We start from the raw sequence: 16301 nt of genomic DNA on the forward strand, positions 1-16301 counted from the left end.
ATTGTCTTGTTAGAATGTAGCCCTCAATCCCAATGTATACTGCCTCGCCGGCGCTGTGGTGGCCCGGTCAACACCAAATAACAGCACGCTCCCAGTAATCGGCACCTCCGGATCCACACCGAGGTAATTCGTCCATGTATACAGGTTATATCCCGTCACGAACACGCTCAGCTGACGTATTCCGAGCCCCAGGCGATCTGTAAATGTCCGGTCGGCATTGTAAGTCAACGACACCGTCTTCAGCCGCAGGTACGAAGCGTCTTCCACCCAGCGCGACGAAGCCGCACGGTTCCAGGCATTGTCTGGCTGCGCCCTCGGAATATCGGTGATGTCGCCCTGCCGCCGCCAGCGGGCCAGTATCGACCGCGACTGGTTATGGGAAAAGGACATTTGTTCCATCTGTATCCGGGTACCGTTGATGACATCATTCCCGTATTGGTATTGGAAATTAGCGGTAAGCACCCAGTTCCGGTAGTTCAGTGTGTTGTTCCATCCGCCGAAAAATAAGGGGTTGGCATCGCCAATCTGCACACGGTCCAGCTCGTTGATGATGCCGTCGCCATTAATATCCGCATAAATCATATCCCCCCCTTTGAACTGATGGCCCGTATTGGAACCAAACCGCATATACTTTGGCGTCACGCCATCGGCTTCGTAAATAATGCTGCCGTCCGGCGCACGGAGTATCGCATCGGCATCGGTGGCGTATACCCCCAGCGCTCGGTAAGCGTAAAAACCGCCGATGACATCGCCTGGATACAATCTCGAAGAAAAGCCGCCCACGGTGGCCGAAAACGCATCTTCGTTAAACTGGTCGGGCAAGCTCAGCAACCGGTTCTTGTTGGTCGCGATGTTGAAAAATGACTTCCAGCGAACCCGTGTTTCGCTGCCTTTTAGAATGACCGCGGTTATCCCCAATTCCAGTCCCGAATTGCGCACCCGGCCAAAATTCGTATATTGGTTTTCGTATCCCAACGTGGAAGACAAACGTTCCTGCAACAGCAGGTCATTCGTTGTACGGGTATAGTAATCGAACTGGCCGGACAGGCGGTTGTCAAACAAACTCCAGTCTATACCGACGTTATACTCAGTGGTCCGCTCCTCCCGGATATTGTCATTGGCAAACTTTGAAGGATAGATGTACGTTTCGCCCATGTAACCGATACCGGTGCTATAAGCAATATCATAAAGGTTCAACACATTCGGTAAATTGCCGGTGATGCCGAATGCGAAACGCGGCTTAATCGCGTTGACCCATTTCACGTCGGTTAGGAAAGATTCCCTCGCCATGTCCCACGCAGCGCCGATGGCGGGAAAAATGGAATAGGGGTTATCACTGCCGTAGCGTGAGTCGCCCTCGGTTTTCCCGGTTACGGTCAGGAAATACCGATCGTGCATGGCATAATGCCCCTGCAAAAACATTCCCAGGTACTTCCGTGTACCGAACTTGCCTCTGGCACCGGCTATAATCGCCGAAGCATCAGCTGCCCTCAGCTGCGGCGAACTGCCATTGAAATACGTTACCTCCATGGAATTGTCCCGGTCAATATTCAGGTTGAACACGCCGGTGAAGGTAAGCCGGTGATTATCCTGCCGTAAAGCCGACCATATCAGGCGGTTGTTGTTGTTAATCATCAGTTGGTATCCTTCGGTTTGGTGCCCCGCATTGTAAAGATCTTCGCCCGGCAAGGCATCTGTGGCATACCCCGGAAGGAAATACTCATCGGCCGATTCACGGAAGTCAGCCGAAAACTGCGAACGGAACTCCAGGTTCTCCAGTATGGTGTAGTCGACCGACGTCGATGCCATAAACCGGTTGGCCCTACTCAAGTAAGTAGAATAATCGATGAGTGCCAAGGGATTATAGCGGGAATGGCTCGACACACCGGCATTGCGATTCACAAAATAATTCAACCCGTTTTTGGAATAAATCGGAAAATAGGCCGGCGTTTCCCGCGAAAACAATACCGGATTGATTTCCTGGTTGCCGTTCGTAACCGGATGCCGCTGCCCCCGCTTATCCGTCAGCGAGTTCGTATACGTCAGATCGGCCGAAACCCTCAGCTTGTCGGAAACCGTATAGTTCAAATTAAACCGGGTATTGAACCGGTCATACCCCGTTCCCTTAGTGGTACCGTATTGATTGGTATATCCCAGCCCCCAGTAGTAGTTAATCCGTTCGCCGCCACCGCTCAACGCCGTATTGTATTGCTGGTAAACACCCGTCCGTGTGATGGCATCCACCCAGTCCGTATTGTTATTGAACATCCACGCGTCATCCCGTGTCAGATCGCCCCGTAGCTGGGGGTGTGCGGTCCCGTCGTCAGCCCCACCGGTCCACCGCTCAATATAATAGATGCGTTGCTCGTCGCCCGAGAGCATGGGGATGGTACGGGGCACTTCCGTCAGCGTAAACCGGGAGTTGAACGTCAGTTGCGGCCTCCCCCGCTTACCGCGTTTTGTCTTGATGACAATAACCCCATTAGCGCCACGGGAGCCGTACAGCGCCGTAGCGGACGCATCCTTCAGGATGTCAATAGATTCGATATCCGACGGATCGAGATCACCTATCGGGCTGAATCCGAAATCCGAAATACTTTCCACTTGGTAATTGCTGCCAATGACTTCCGAACCGTCTACAATCCACAACGGATCGTTGATGCCCGAGATGCTGGAAATACCACGTATCCTGATGGATGCCGAAGCGCCCGGGTCGCCGCTGGCAGCCACCACCTGCAGTCCAGGCGCCATTCCCTGCAATAGCTGGTCGACCGATGCCACCGGCATATTCTCCACCCCCGTGAGGTCGACCGACGCGATGGAACTCGACAGCTCTCGCCTGTCAATGGTGAGAAAGCCCAAATCGGCCTTCTGTTGCTGCCGCTGTCCGGTAATTTCCACCACCTCCAATTGCTGCTGATCCGATACCAGAACCACTTCAAAAACCGGGTGCTGCCCGGATTGCAGCCGGAATTCCTGACTTTGGTAACCTACATTCGAAAACCGGATTTTGACGGCGTCCGGATGCCGGGAAAGCTCGAAAATCCCTTCTTTATTCGTCCGCCCCCCGCTTAATATCAGATTGTTGGCATTCACCAACGTCACCGACACATCCGAAAGCGGCACCCCCACTGCTTCCCCATAAACCCTGCCCCTGAGCACCTCCTGCGCGAAGGCACCGTTGAGCAAGCCTAAAAGCAGCATGACCGATACATTCAGTTTAATACATTTACGCTTCATATCGTGATCGAAAGGTTTAGAATAATTGGTTAATCTGATGAACCACTCCGTTGTTCCCTTGCGCATTTGCGAGCACCACGGGAATCTCTTTACCGCTGGCATCGCTGATGCGGAACGTTTCCCATGCCCCGTTGATTCCCATGGACTCACCGTTCTTGTTGGCAATACGACCATTAAATACCCCATCGGAAAATATGTAACGGTTCTGGATGATATACCTATTGACAAACCGCGTCAGCTCACTTTCCGTCATAGCGTTCAGGTCAATCCCGGCCTGTTGGATTGCTGCATTGCTGGGCGCGAAAACGGTAAACGTAAAAAAGCCGGTCAGCTGCAACTGGGCGGCCATCCCCGTCCGATCCAACGCATCGGCAAAAAGTGAAAATTGTGGAACCGCCTTAATCAAGGAATAGACACTCCATTGCATATCCTGCTTATCGATTGGCGTCAGGAAACCATCGATCTCGAAAATCGCGCCGTTGATACGCTCCCAAACAGGCGTACTGGTGAGCAATTGCACGGAATGGCCGGTATAATCATAAAAGTGACCGTCATCATACAATACATGGCCATAGTCCGTTGCATAAAAGCGCTTCCGGAAACCGCCATCTTCCCGAATATCGAGGTTCAGTACCCCTGTCCGGCATTGCTGAAGCCGATACTCTCGTTCCTCAGGTAGCATATCCGCGGCCAAGGGGAATCCCCATACATCATCTGGCTGAACAAGTAGAGTTTTCTTCGGATGCTGGAAAGACAGCCCGTCCGTCAAACCCGTATTCAGGTTCGTCCGTTCAAACATCCAGTACCACTGACTATACACCTTATGCTTCATATAAATGCCCCCCTCCAGGCTGTTCATCTCTGCCGACTCGATGAGCCGGTTGGTCTTGAAGATGACACTGTTGCTGGCGGGCACCGACCCGGTGATAACGCTGGAAATGTCGTCCACTAAATATACATACGCCCTGCTCTCCCGAAGCCCGCCATCCTCCTTGCTCACCAAATCGCTTTTAAAATACAGGTTTGGAATTTGCGATGCCCGTATCAAAGATGCCATCACCCGTTGAGGCACAGAATCAATGGTATTGTCCAGATCCGGTAGATAGGGCTCGAAATAGGCCATAATGGCGTCATCCGTCGGCACCAGCAGCGTGCTTTGCACTTGCTCATCCGCCAGGTTGCGCCCCACGGAATAGGTTTTGTACAGCGTGGTATCCACCCAGCCAAACTCATCTTTTTCGCCGAGCACAAAAGATGCATGTTTCTCCTGCCAGCTACTGAACAGGGAAGTTTCCGGGTCACGTGCTAGCGCCTCGTCGGTTCGCGGCAATACCATGAGCGGCGTTTCCAGCACGTGGATAACCCCGTTGCTCGCCCCGATGTCCCGATCGGTATCCGAAATGCGGGCCCCTTCTACCATGAACCCTCCCGGTTCAACACTTTCTCCGAACAAGCCGGCGTAGTCTTGAGGTTGCATTTGAAAGAAGTAAGGCGTAAAGAACCGCACCGGTTTGCCGGGTGTCTTGCCTTCTGCCCTCGACCGGTACCAGGTAGCCCGGCTCCTGCCCACATTGGTTGTGGCCGCAAGGTAGCGCTGCTCAATATTATACTGGTAGTACATGCCGCTGATGAAGTGGTAGTTGATGAATTTACGTAACTCTTCTTCAGGCACCGCATCCAAAGAAGAGTAGCCCAGCTGCGAAAAATAGGCCTGCACATGTTCATCCAACGGTGCCAAACAGGTATATATAGCCGCCTCCCCCAGCGTGCTCCTCAGCTTCAGCCGGTCGATAGCATCCACAAAGGCCGTAAACCGCCCGTCTTCCTCAAGAACCTGGATAATGTTCTTGTCCAAGGTACTCTTCGGATTATAATACTCCGTAATATTCTTAGCGCATCCTCCCAGAAAAAGGGAGATAGCCACGCTAATCAGAAGACCGAACAAACGTTGATATGTCATCATAATTCGTATGCTTATGGTATAATAACTTGGCCGTTGCTCAACGCTGGTATTCGCTGATGTCTATCCGTTGGAAAACCAGGTCTGCCTGGCTGCTCTCATATAAGATGCCGATATGCCGCTCATCCACCGTAGTCAGACAGGAATATCCCCGGCCTCGCCCTTCGTCCAGCAATATCCAATCCGCCTGCGGCCAGCTATTGCCGTCGTCATGGCTGATTTTGACGGTTATGTGCTCCCTGAACTCTTTGGAATTGGGGTTGGAAAACAATAACATGGACCGAGGCTTACTCCTTTTTTTATAATCATGCCTGAATAGACTCGCCATGCACACCGGTTCCGGGAGTGCATTGAAAGATGACGGATGTTCGCTCCACGACTTGCCCAAATCACGTGTTACGGCAACGGCGCGCCCGTTGTCATCGCCTAATTTACCCTTATTTGCGCTGCAGCGCATATTGAGCATCAGCTGTCCGTCGCTGAGTTGTACTACAGCACATTCCGTCACCCCTTGGTAGGCGGCCTGGCTGGTCTTCCATGTATTGCCTCCATCGGTGCTGTAGGTAATGTTTGAAAACGACCTTCCCCTTGCATCCCTCCCCTGCGTCGGCAATACCAACGTACCGTCGGCCAGTGTGATACCATTACCCGGGGCAGGTGCCCATAACCACCAGTCTTCCTTTTTGCACATCCGGGTCAGGTTTATCGGTTCGCTCCATGTTTTTCCGTCATCGGTGCTTTTCACTATCAGAAACTGCGACGTTTCACGCACTCCATATCCGGGCTGGGATCCTTTATTTCGCCATTGGTGGTTCCAGTCATCGCTTTGCTCGTTGAGCCCTTCCAGCCACCGGCCCTGTTCATTGATGACACCGTGCATCCATAATCCGGCTATGTAGATCGCGTCCGAATTTTTGTCTACCAGTACACAGGCATCAGACACCCCGTTGAATTTCTGGGGCAAGCCGCCCCATTCACCCATATCCATGGTGATCTGTAAAGGCTCCCAACTCTGTCCGTTATCTGTACTCCGGTGCAGCCCGATATCCATGTGTCCTTGCAGGTCACGCCCACTATCGTAACGGGCATCAAATATGGCCAGTAAGGTGCCCTTATTGGTCCGTGCCAGACCAGGAATGCGCGATGTATGCACGCCGTCCTGTCGGTGCTGCCGCACCGCCACACCAACACGCTGTGTTTCAACACCTTCCGCTGCATTAGCCGTTATCGTACGCCCATCGGCGGTTATCGATACGCAGGTCGCCGAAACGACATGGTCCAGATTCGTATCTCCGTTCAATCCATAAGCTACCCAGAAATAATGTTCGCCCCCCTCCAATGGCTGTGCTCCGGTGATACGGACTTCCTCTTGCCCACCAGCCGACTGCCCGAAAAGCTGTTTATCAGCCTTCTTCATCGCTGTTATCGATGAGTCCTTTCCGGTATAATAAATCCGTACCGCTTTGATATCACCCGTGGCCGTGGTTCCCCTCGTAGATAACGCAAAAGCATTGAGGTGCGTACGGTCGGCAACCGTCACCTTGATTTGCAATACGGGATTATCCGGTTTGTTGATTAACACCGGCAACTGATACCGGCGCTGAAACGCCGATAGCGGATCACCCGTACCGGCCATAACCTGGCCGATTGTCAATGAAAGCAAAACAAAAAAACTGCAGATTCGATTCATATCACTTTTTCGTTAAATATCTATGCATTAAGAGCGGCACTACCGTAAATCAAACAACGCCTTAACTTCTTGCCCGCTCAACGCGCGACCATATACCAGGAAATCATCGAGCAAACCGTTGTAATGGTTCGTATACGACCCTCCGCCTCCCGTTTCTTGCGCGCCAATCTTGAAGGGCTGTTCACTCGATACATTTCTTGATGCAGGCGCGGTACCCTCACGCACCAACACTCCATCAACATATACCCGTGACACCCGTCCCTCTCGCACACACACCACCTGGTGCCACTGGCCATCAGCCACGCCGTCTGCGATATTCAGGATGGTACTGCCACTCCCATCTTCCACACAGAATCTGATTTTCCGGTCCGTCACATTGTCCCCAAGCCGGAGCCATGCCTGATTATCCCCGCCAGCGTTCGCTCCGCTTTCGTTCCAAATGGTCATTCGGCCTGTATTGGAGGTATTCAACCAACACGAAATCGTAAAATCGCCAGTGCCGAAATTGAACGCCGGATGGTCCGCTACCAGCAACAGGCCCGAACCGTTAAACTGTGCCGCGGTTCCGCCGCCAACCCGGCCTTGGCCGTTAAAGGCCACGTTGCCGATTATAGATGGATGCAGTGCCGAAGGCCCAAGGTCGGTGCCCCCGCCATCCAATGGGTAATAGGCCACCAAGCCATCAGAAGGCACAACCAGTATATAACCTTCCTTGGTTTTTGTGTCTGTGGTGATTTCATCGTAAGCTTCCAGCGTGACGGCATACCGTCCCGGTGCGGGGTATACCACAGTGGGATTCTCCTCGGTTGATGTGGCCGGGCTGCCCCCCTCGAAAGTCCATCGCCACCCACTGACATCTCCCTGGCTCCTATTTTGAAAAGTCACGGTCCCGCCCGCCACTATTCCTGCTATGCCAACGGTAAAATCAGCCTGCGGCGGGTTGGCACTTATCACAGTCAGGTATTCTTCCCGCACAACGGTGTGGCTCCCCCCCGGATGGGATACCGTCAACCTCACCCCGTAGATTCCAGGCCGCGCAAACACAACTTCAGGATGCTGTTCGTCAGAGGTAGCCACCGTCCCTGCTGCATTATAAAACTCCCATTGCCAGAATTCCGGCATCCCGGCAGAGGCATCGGTAAACCGCACGGGATCGCCAGCCGGCACGGTGACCGATTCCGTGGTGAAATCCGCAACCAGGTCCTGATATCCAACCGTTATGAAATCAGGGATAGTAACGGTAGCCACCTTGTTCTCCCTGCGCACCTCTAACGTAACCGCATAGCTGCCCACCGTCTCATAAATAGCTATCGGACTGTGCGCAAAGGAGGTTTCCGGACTGCCACCCTCGAAAATCCAACTCCACTGCGAAGGAAGACCTTCAGAAACGTCGCGGAAAGTTACGGTATCGCCCACTTTGATTTGGCGGCGATCCGCCTCGAATGCCGCCTCCAAAGGCGGATCGAAACGGAGTTCATCCTCTATGGAACATGAAACAGCCACCAAGAAGCAACAACAGGTAATAATTGTGTATTTGTTTATCATATTCAGGAAATTCAGTCGGTTCGCTCCAACAAACGTTTATACCATCGCTATAACCGTATTGATTGTTTCATTATAATTGGTTTTAGTTCTTATGTAGAACATATTTACAAATATATATACTTATTACATACGATACAAATTAATTTTGCACTTTGCGGTATTGCCCGTTACGATATTGGTTAAGGAGATAAGATAGCCGTTTTTCAGCTTTTCTGGAACGGGCCGATTTCCCCACTATATTTTCCGTTTCCATGTCGCCACCGTTATCCAAACGGTACAATTCCTTTGCAGCCACGGTGTTTTTTTCCAAATCATACCAATATGTACAGCGCCAGCCTGGTATGCGTACCGAATATCCCATATGTGAGGCGCGCTTACTGTTATGGATTGCTGGGTAAGGCCGCACAAATTGGCTAAACGCTGGGTAATCCCAGGACATCGATGGTTGAGCCAGCAGGGGCCGCAGGCTGATGCCCGACAAGCCGGCCATCGGGATGCCGCACAACTCATTCAACGTGGGATAGATATCCACGGACTCCACCATCGCATCGGTCGCGCTACCGTTCCCCGCCATTCCGGGCGCTGCGATGATCAGTGGCACCCTTACGTCCAGCTCGAAGTTGGTCGATTTGCACCACAGATCCTGCTCACCCAAGTGGTATCCGTGATCGCCCCATAGCACGATGATGGTACTGTCGCTCAGTCCGAGGGTCTCCAGCTCATCCATCAACCGCCCAATCTGCGCATCTACATAGCTGATGCAGGCATAGTATCCATGTATCAATTCCTGCTCCTGTTCGGGCGGTATCGGCCCTGCGTCGGGCACATCACTGTACCCCCTAAGCTCCTGCCATTGATGAAACGAAAGCTCCGGACTGCCGACGGGCCGCTCCCGGTGGACTACGCCGAATGCCGACCGTTCATATAAATCCCAGTATCTCTTCGGCGCACAGAACGGCGCATGCGGTTTTTTGAAGCCTACTGCTATGAAAAAAGGATTATCCGTCCGGCCAGCCTCTGCCAGTAGGCGGATGGCATCTTCCGCGATCTTCCCATCGCTATACGCCGTATCCGGCACATCGGCCATTTCCGTGGCCCGCTGTTTACCTTTGCCGCTCCGGTTCTCCGGAAGCACATAGGTGTTTCCGTCAAACGGAGATATTTCCTCCGTCCACGACACTGAATCCAGCGTCCGCTTCGAGTTATGAAATATTTTCCCAACGCTGGCCGTGAAATAGCCGTTGCCTTTAAAATGCTGCGGAAGTGTCACCGCCCCGGGCAAGTTTTCCCTGAAATGAACCTGCAGGTCATGCACACCGGTCTCATCCGGCCGCAGCCCTGTCAACATGGACGTCCTCGATGGGCTGCATACCGCCTGCTGGCAATAGGCGTTACGAAATACCACACCCCGTTCTGCAAGCTTATCTATATTAGGGGTATAAGCTCGCTGATCGCCATAACAGCCGATATCCGGACGCAAATCATCGACGACCAGAAAAAGGATATTTTTACGTTGCTGCCCTTTAGTAGACATCTGAACAGCATTCACCAGCATAATGCCCAGCAACAGGCACAGTTTCCCTCGGAGTTTCATCATACGTTTATATTAATTATTGGTCCGATAGGCTATGAGCGACCCGCCATAGTACGTGGTATGCCCCCTTACCCTCGTAATACTGAACGGTTAACCACAGTAATTCGGTTACAATCGGTCCGATATATTCTTTATTATGTAGAACATATCGACAAATATGAGAGTTTTCTCATAGATATGCAAATAAAAATGTTGCTGTATATGACACAGGGGCTCGCGGTGTAACAATATTACCGCTTCATCCGTTCGAAATGCGGACTCAGGTGTTCTTTCATTCCTTGCCGGAAGTCTTCCGGGCCACCGGTTTTAAGCAACTCCAGCAAATCGCGATGGGTTACTTTCCCGACCTTGGCTTCCCCGTTGATTTTGGCTTCTTCGCTCACTACATATTCAAATACGGGTAGCAGCATATTCTGGAATCGCATAAACGTTTCATTGCCGGTCATCTGGTAGAGTTTGCCATGAAACGCAATCTCATATTTTACCTTGAAGGGCTTCTGTACTTTATTGATTTCCTTACCGACTATCTGTTCCAGTTCTTTCAAATCTTTATCGGTCATCCGTGTATACAACACATCGGCCAACCCCATTTCCAGTACCAATCGCAGTTCAAACAGGTCTTGCAATGTGTTTTGATCAAGTATCAATGGATCCATTACGCGTTCAAAACCGCCCAGGATATCCGGCTCCGCCAATACCATACCCCGTTTTTTCCGAGATTCAATCATCCCCAGCATGCGCAGCCTACTTAATGCCTCACGAACTACGTTCCGGCTTACGTCTAATGCTTCGGCCAATTCCAATTCCTTAGGCAGGGCATCGCCAGGTTTAAAGGCTTTTCTCTTTAGGTATTCACGGAGTCGTGTTTCCACTACATCCGCCATGGTGGAGGGTGCTATCTTTTCTATATCCTTACTTAAATTTTTACTTGCCATTTCAAGATAAACGTGCGAAAAGACAAAAGTGCGTTATTTTTTCATCATTATGTAGGACAAAATAAAAATACTATTATTTTTAGTATATTTGTTGCCGGTCCCGGCGCAGTCCGTGTGCTCCGTTTTTCAAGAAGTTATATGAAAAAATCAGGTACTGCCAACCTTCCGCTGCATCACGGACATGTGCCCCGCTGGCTATCCGAGAGGATGGCCCGGCTTGGATTGGCCATTACGGAATGTATTCTGCAGGATTTCGGAAAGCGGGATTATCTGAGAAGGATGGCTGACCCTTTCTGGTTCCAGAGTCTGGGTTGTGTCATGGGCATGGATTGGCATTCTTCAGGCATCACAACATCCGTGCTCGGTGCTTTAAAACGCTCCGTTTCTCCGCTTGCCAAGGAATTGGGTATTCAAATCTGTGGAGGAAAAGGCAAGCACTCCAGAAATACCCCACAGGAATTGGAACAGTATTGTATGCGTGTTGGATTGAATGGTAACCAGTTCGCACGGGCTTCAAAGCTGGTAGCCAAAGTGGATAATACCGCTGTTCAGGATGGGTATCAGCTTTACCTGCATACTTTCATCGTGAGTGATGAAGGCGATTGGACAGTTGTGCAACAGGGAATGAACGAAACCGATGCGACTGCTCGCAGATACCACTGGCATTCCAACGGGCTAACCTCGTTTACCGAACAGCCGCATAGCGCTATCTGCGGCAAAAACCAGGGAAAAATCATTAATATGACAGCTGACGGGGCAGCAGCGGCAAAAGCAACGATCCTAAATCTATGCGCCGAACGGCCGTCCGCAGTTCTCACGGAAGCCTCCAAATTAGTCATGCCCAACCGTCACGAGATAACCGCCAGTGATATCGACCTTAAACGGCTGGGCGCCATGCTTTGGCTTACCCATGAAAAATGCCCGGCCGATTTCGAAGAACTTTTGCTCCTGAAAGGCATGGGGCCACGCACCTTGCAGTCTTTAGCACTGGTTAGTGAGATTATTTACGGCACACCTGCCCGGTTCGAAGACCCCGCACGGTTTTCCTTTGCGCATGGGGGAAAAGACGGACACCCGTTCCCAGTGCTCACGAAAGTGTATGACGAGACCATCGACGTGCTCAACCGCGCTGTCGGGCAGGCAAAACTCGGAGACAGCGACAAAAAGCAGGCGATTAAAGCACTGAGCGACCTGGCATACCGGGCAGAACGGCATTTTACGCCCCATAACGATATTGATATCCTCCTAAAAAGAGAACGTGACAATGCCTGGAAGCACGGAGGAAAAACGGTCTTCGGCGACGCTCCCCCACCCTCAAACCAACTGAAGCTGTTCGATTGGCAGTAGCCACCTGCTTACCGCCCGTCCGGCATTTCCTATGGCGATGGACTAACCACCGTCCAGCCGCCGTCAACTATCAGTGTCTGGCCGGTGATATGCTTAGCACCGTCGCTTACCAAGAAGCATGCCGCTGCAGCGACGTCTTCCGGCGTACCCGGCCGCCCCAAGGGCGTAAGCCGCGCCCAAGTAGCTTCATATTCATTATCGGCAGCCGTCCGTTCCGTCAATGTGGCGCCCGGAGCCACGGTATTTACATTGATACCGAAGGGCGACAGTTCTACGACCAAGTGCTTAGCCAACATTTCCAGTGCCGCCTTTGACATGCCGTAAGCCGCCAGTTGCTTATGCGCTTGATGTCCGGTCGCCGACGACATGAACAATAATGAACCACCTGTACGCTGTTTAATAAATTGCTTCGCAGCCTCCTGAGCCAGAAAAAACGTCCCTCCAAGGTTTACTTCCATCACTTTAAAAAATGACTCGGGCTTATAATCCAGAAAATTACCGAACAGTGTGATGCCAGCATTGGCAATAGCAATGTCCAGTGAGCCTGTTTCAACAACGGCCCTTTCAACCAACCGTTTAATAAACCCTAAATCACTGGAATCTCCCGGACAAGCCACACAGCGGCCCAACCGGCTTATCTTTCCGGCCGCGTGTTCTGCCAAGTCGGCATCGATATCATTAAGTAGCACGGTCGCTCCCTCACGGGCTAATCGTCGGCATATTTCGAATCCTATTCCTTGTCCAGCCCCGGTTACGACAGCTGTTTTTCCGTTGAATGCGTTCGATAGTAAGTGATTATTATATTCCATAACTCAGGCGCTTCAAAAATAACATTTAATCGGTAATTGCCCGTCCTGATGTATCTGTGCTTTCCCGACTACTTAAACGGTTCTCAGCCCCCGGGTCTTTTTAACATTTCCATGGCATTGGGATATTCCTATCTTCATCAAATCCGGTAACTTTGCGTAATAACTTATAATAAGGAGCAACGGACATGAATATCGCAATAACCGGCGCTACCGGGCAGCTCGGCCGCCTTGTACTAAACATGCTAATCCAGCAATCAACGCCGTACCGCATCATCGCGCTGGCCCGATCACCGCAGAAGGCGGCCAACCTGGAGGTTGAGGTTCGCCATGCAGACTACGATAAACCGGAAACGCTGGCCGGTGCGTTGCAAGGCGTAAACAGGCTGCTGCTGATTTCCGGGAACGAGGTGGGTAAACGGGCCGAGCAGCACCGCCGGGTCATCGAGTCGGCCCAAAAAGCCGGAATTGAGTGGATAGTGTATACCAGCCTTCTTCATGCCGACACTTCTTCGCTGAGCCTCGCGCCCGAACACCTTGCCACAGAAACCCTGCTAAAGCAGTCGGGCCTTCCGTTCACCTTGCTGCGCAATGGCTGGTATACGGAAAATTATACCGGTTCTATCCCCGGCGCGTTAAAAAGCGGTGTCCTGTTAGGCAGCGCGGGTGACGGAAAAATTGCCGCTGCAACAAGGGCAGACTTCGCCGAGGCGGCTGCGGCGGTGCTTACTGGCGACGGCCATATTGGGAAAACCTATGAACTGGCCGGTGACGAAGCCTTCACGCTCAGCGAGCTGGCTGCAGAAATTTCCCACCAAACAGGTGGCAACATCCCCTATAAAAACCTACCGGAGGCGGAATACGCCGCCACGCTCCAACGCTTCGGCCTTCATTCAGGTCTTGCACGGGCAATTGCCGGTTGGGATGCCGCCGCGGCAAAAGGAGATCTCTTTGACGACAGCGGCCAGCTTTCCAGCTTGATTGGCCGCCCCACAACGTCATGGCGCGATACCGTTACCGCTGCATTAAACGAAACATCGTAAGCAGGCGGGCTGCGCTTCAGAAGTCTCGTAAAATTTTCGATTTAATTGTTCAAAAATTCCTTAATCGGATTTTTTATAGTAGGTTTGCAGACTTTTAACAGTTGAATGTTTACACCGGAAGCGCTTAAGGGGGAACTGACCGAACCGAAGCAGATTGTAGTCACCACGCACCATAAACCTGATGGGGACGCCTTGGGATCCTCATTGGCGGTGTACCACTGGCTGAAAGCCAAAGGGCATACTGTACATGTTATCGTGCCATCGGACTTCCCGGCATTCCTTAACTGGTTGCCCGGACGATCGGATATCCGGATATACACCGAGGATAAAGCGGCCAACGACGCACTGATTGCAAAAGCACAGTTTATTTTCTGTTTGGATTTCAACGGCTTGGGACGCATCCACGCCATGGAAGAAGCACTCAGGAATGCTGAAGGGACCAAGGTGATGATAGACCATCACCTGGATCCGGAGGGGTTTGACAGCTACCGGCACTGGGATAGCGAAGCAGCAGCTACCGCTCAGTTGGTTTACGATTTCATTGCCAACATAATGGATGATCATCAGGCCATTACCCCTGAAATCGCCACGTGCCTCTATACCGGCATCATGACCGATACCGGTTCCTTCAGGTTCCAGACCACCACACCGCTGGTGCACCGGATCGCAGCCGACCTGATTACCTTAGGTGCAAAAAATTGGGAAATACACGAACAGGTTTACAACAGTTTTTCAGAAAACCGGCTGAAGTTTCTTGGCTTCTGCCTGTTAAACAGACTGGAGGTACTCCATGAATACCGCACCGCGTTGTTCAGTATTTCACGACACGATCTCAGCCGGTTTCAAATCACTACCGGAGATACCGAAGGACTGGTCAACTATGCATTATCTATCAGTGGCATGAGGCTTGCCGCGTTAATCGTAGACCGTACCGAACAGGTGAAACTGTCGCTGCGTTCTGTCGGGAATTTTCCCTGCAACGAAGTCTGCAAAAAACACTTCAATGGAGGAGGTCACCGCAATGCAGCCGGAGGCAATTCAAACGAGCCACTGCCCAAGGTGGTTGCGGCGTTTAAATCCATATTACCAGCATATAAAGTACTTTTAACACAATAATTAACTACACTCAAAAATGAAGAAATCAATTTTCAGTTTAGGTCTTGCAGCGGCAGTATTGGCCGGAGCCTGCCAGCAGTTCAAAACAGGCGATGGAGGCTTACAATACAAAATCGTGAAAGACAACGGACAGCCGAAAGCGCAAACGGGCGACCTGCTTTCCGTGAACATGACCGTAACGACCGATAGGAATGATTCACTGCTCACCAGCACCTATAAGATAGGTCTTCCCCAAATCGTCAACATTACGCCCGACACATTGCCTGGAGCATATTCCGGTGATTACAGTTCAATGTTCCGCATGCTGGGCGAAGGTGACAGCGCGATATTCAAGCTCAATTTAGACACGATGGCTGCAAAAACCATGCAGCCGAAGCCCGAGTTTGCCGATAAGTACGTAACCTTCACTGTCAAGGTAAACAAACACTTCAAGAAAGGCGATCTTACAGACAGCGCCCTTTACGCGGAGGTAAACACTTACTTTGATGGTGAAATCGAAAAGTTGAAGGCTTCGGAAGAAAGCAAAATCGACAATTACATCAAAAAGAACAACCTGCAGCCAATGAAAACGGCATCCGGACTGCAATATGTGATTACCGAAGAGGGAACGGGTGAAAAGCCTGTAGCAGGCGATACCGTCGAAGTAAACTATACCGGCACGCTGATTGGCTCAGGCGACGTATTTGACACCTCCATCAAGGAAGTAGCTGAAAAAAACAAAATCTACAATGCCATGCGTCCATATGAGCCCGCCAAATTTGCCATTGGCGTACGCCAGGTTATTCCGGGGTGGGACGAAGGCTTGCTACTGCTCCCTAAAGGAAGCAAGGCTAAACTCATCATTCCTTCCCAATTGGGTTATGGCGAACGCGGGGATATGCGCGGCACCATCCCGCCGTTTGCACCCCTGGTCTTCGATATTGAGCTTATCGATATCCTGAAGCCAACAGCAGCGGCTGATAGCACCGCCCAAGGCACCACAGCGCAGTAACATGCAAACAAAAACGCCTTCCCTTTCGCGGAAG

The 16301-nt window shown here is 51.5% G+C and carries 11 protein-coding genes; 4 read left to right on the forward strand and 7 right to left on the reverse strand.

Translation table 11 applies throughout. From position 1 onward, the window contains the following. Positions 1 to 9: 9 nt before the first annotated feature. The 6 genes from BM030_RS13655 to BM030_RS13680 form a co-directional block, all read right to left on the reverse strand. Positions 10 to 3240 (reverse strand): SusC/RagA family TonB-linked outer membrane protein, encoded by a 3231-nt coding sequence (locus BM030_RS13655; RefSeq protein ID WP_090974162.1) that lies wholly within the window; start codon positions 3238 to 3240, stop codon positions 10 to 12. A gap of 16 nt (positions 3241 to 3256) precedes the next feature. Then, entirely contained in the window at positions 3257 to 5203 is a 1947-nt protein-coding gene (locus BM030_RS13660) for a fasciclin domain-containing protein (RefSeq protein ID WP_244518946.1), read from the reverse strand. Between the two features lie 37 nt (positions 5204 to 5240). After that, positions 5241 to 6890: a sialidase family protein gene (locus BM030_RS13665; protein ID WP_211657608.1), complete on the reverse strand. Its 1650-nt coding sequence runs from the start codon at positions 6888 to 6890 to the stop codon at positions 5241 to 5243. Between the two features lie 39 nt (positions 6891 to 6929). Then, positions 6930 to 8393, reverse strand: coding sequence for a PKD domain-containing protein (locus tag BM030_RS13670; RefSeq protein ID WP_170845740.1), 1464 nt, complete (start codon positions 8391 to 8393; stop codon positions 6930 to 6932). Between the two features lie 181 nt (positions 8394 to 8574). After that, positions 8575 to 10032: a sulfatase gene (locus tag BM030_RS13675; RefSeq protein WP_090974165.1), complete on the reverse strand. Its 1458-nt coding sequence runs from the start codon at positions 10030 to 10032 to the stop codon at positions 8575 to 8577. 227 nt (positions 10033 to 10259) lie between these two features. Next, positions 10260 to 10964, reverse strand: coding sequence for a FadR/GntR family transcriptional regulator (locus BM030_RS13680; protein WP_090974166.1), 705 nt, complete (start codon positions 10962 to 10964; stop codon positions 10260 to 10262). 138 nt (positions 10965 to 11102) lie between these two features. Here BM030_RS13680 and BM030_RS13685 point away from each other — a divergent pair, with 138 nt between their 5' ends. Continuing rightward, a complete protein-coding gene (locus BM030_RS13685; RefSeq protein WP_090974216.1) occupies positions 11103 to 12311 on the forward strand; it encodes a DUF763 domain-containing protein in 1209 nt (402 codons plus the stop codon). A gap of 29 nt (positions 12312 to 12340) precedes the next feature. Here the strand turns inward: BM030_RS13685 and BM030_RS13690 are convergent, their stop codons facing one another. Continuing rightward, positions 12341 to 13120, reverse strand: coding sequence for an SDR family NAD(P)-dependent oxidoreductase (locus BM030_RS13690; protein ID WP_090974167.1), 780 nt, complete (start codon positions 13118 to 13120; stop codon positions 12341 to 12343). 185 nt (positions 13121 to 13305) lie between these two features. Here BM030_RS13690 and BM030_RS13695 point away from each other — a divergent pair, with 185 nt between their 5' ends. From BM030_RS13695 to BM030_RS13705, 3 genes are all read left to right on the forward strand, one after another. Beyond that, positions 13306 to 14160, forward strand: a complete 855-nt coding sequence (locus BM030_RS13695; RefSeq protein ID WP_090974168.1) for an SDR family oxidoreductase — start codon at positions 13306 to 13308, stop codon at positions 14158 to 14160. A 105-nt stretch (positions 14161 to 14265) separates the two neighbouring features. Then, on the forward strand, positions 14266 to 15276 hold the full coding sequence (locus BM030_RS13700; RefSeq protein ID WP_090974169.1) for a DHH family phosphoesterase: 1011 nt from the start codon (positions 14266 to 14268) through the stop codon (positions 15274 to 15276). Positions 15277 to 15292: 16 nt separating this feature from the next. Next, on the forward strand, positions 15293 to 16267 hold the full coding sequence (locus tag BM030_RS13705) for an FKBP-type peptidyl-prolyl cis-trans isomerase (protein ID WP_090974170.1): 975 nt from the start codon (positions 15293 to 15295) through the stop codon (positions 16265 to 16267). The last annotated feature ends 34 nt before the right edge of the window (positions 16268 to 16301 follow it).

This window comes from Parapedobacter composti (genome assembly GCF_900112315.1).
Lineage (GTDB): Bacteria > Bacteroidota > Bacteroidia > Sphingobacteriales > Sphingobacteriaceae > Parapedobacter > Parapedobacter composti.

Excerpts from the sequence above, each read along its gene's own strand:
- BM030_RS13655 (WP_090974162.1), bottom strand. The coding sequence starts at position 3,240 with ATGAAGCGTAAATGTATTAAACTGAATGTATCGGTCATGCTGCTTTTA.
- BM030_RS13660 (WP_244518946.1), bottom strand. The coding sequence starts at position 5,203 with ATGATGACATATCAACGTTTGTTCGGTCTTCTGATTAGCGTGGCTATC.
- BM030_RS13665 (WP_211657608.1), bottom strand. The coding sequence starts at position 6,890 with ATGAATCGAATCTGCAGTTTTTTTGTTTTGCTTTCATTGACAATCGGC.
- BM030_RS13675 (WP_090974165.1), bottom strand. The coding sequence starts at position 10,032 with ATGATGAAACTCCGAGGGAAACTGTGCCTGTTGCTGGGCATTATGCTG.
- BM030_RS13680 (WP_090974166.1), bottom strand. The coding sequence starts at position 10,964 with ATGGCAAGTAAAAATTTAAGTAAGGATATAGAAAAGATAGCACCCTCC.
- BM030_RS13685 (WP_090974216.1), top strand. The coding sequence starts at position 11,103 with ATGAAAAAATCAGGTACTGCCAACCTTCCGCTGCATCACGGACATGTG.
- BM030_RS13690 (WP_090974167.1), bottom strand. The coding sequence starts at position 13,120 with ATGGAATATAATAATCACTTACTATCGAACGCATTCAACGGAAAAACA.
- BM030_RS13695 (WP_090974168.1), top strand. The coding sequence starts at position 13,306 with ATGAATATCGCAATAACCGGCGCTACCGGGCAGCTCGGCCGCCTTGTA.
- BM030_RS13700 (WP_090974169.1), top strand. The coding sequence starts at position 14,266 with ATGTTTACACCGGAAGCGCTTAAGGGGGAACTGACCGAACCGAAGCAG.
- BM030_RS13705 (WP_090974170.1), top strand. The coding sequence starts at position 15,293 with ATGAAGAAATCAATTTTCAGTTTAGGTCTTGCAGCGGCAGTATTGGCC.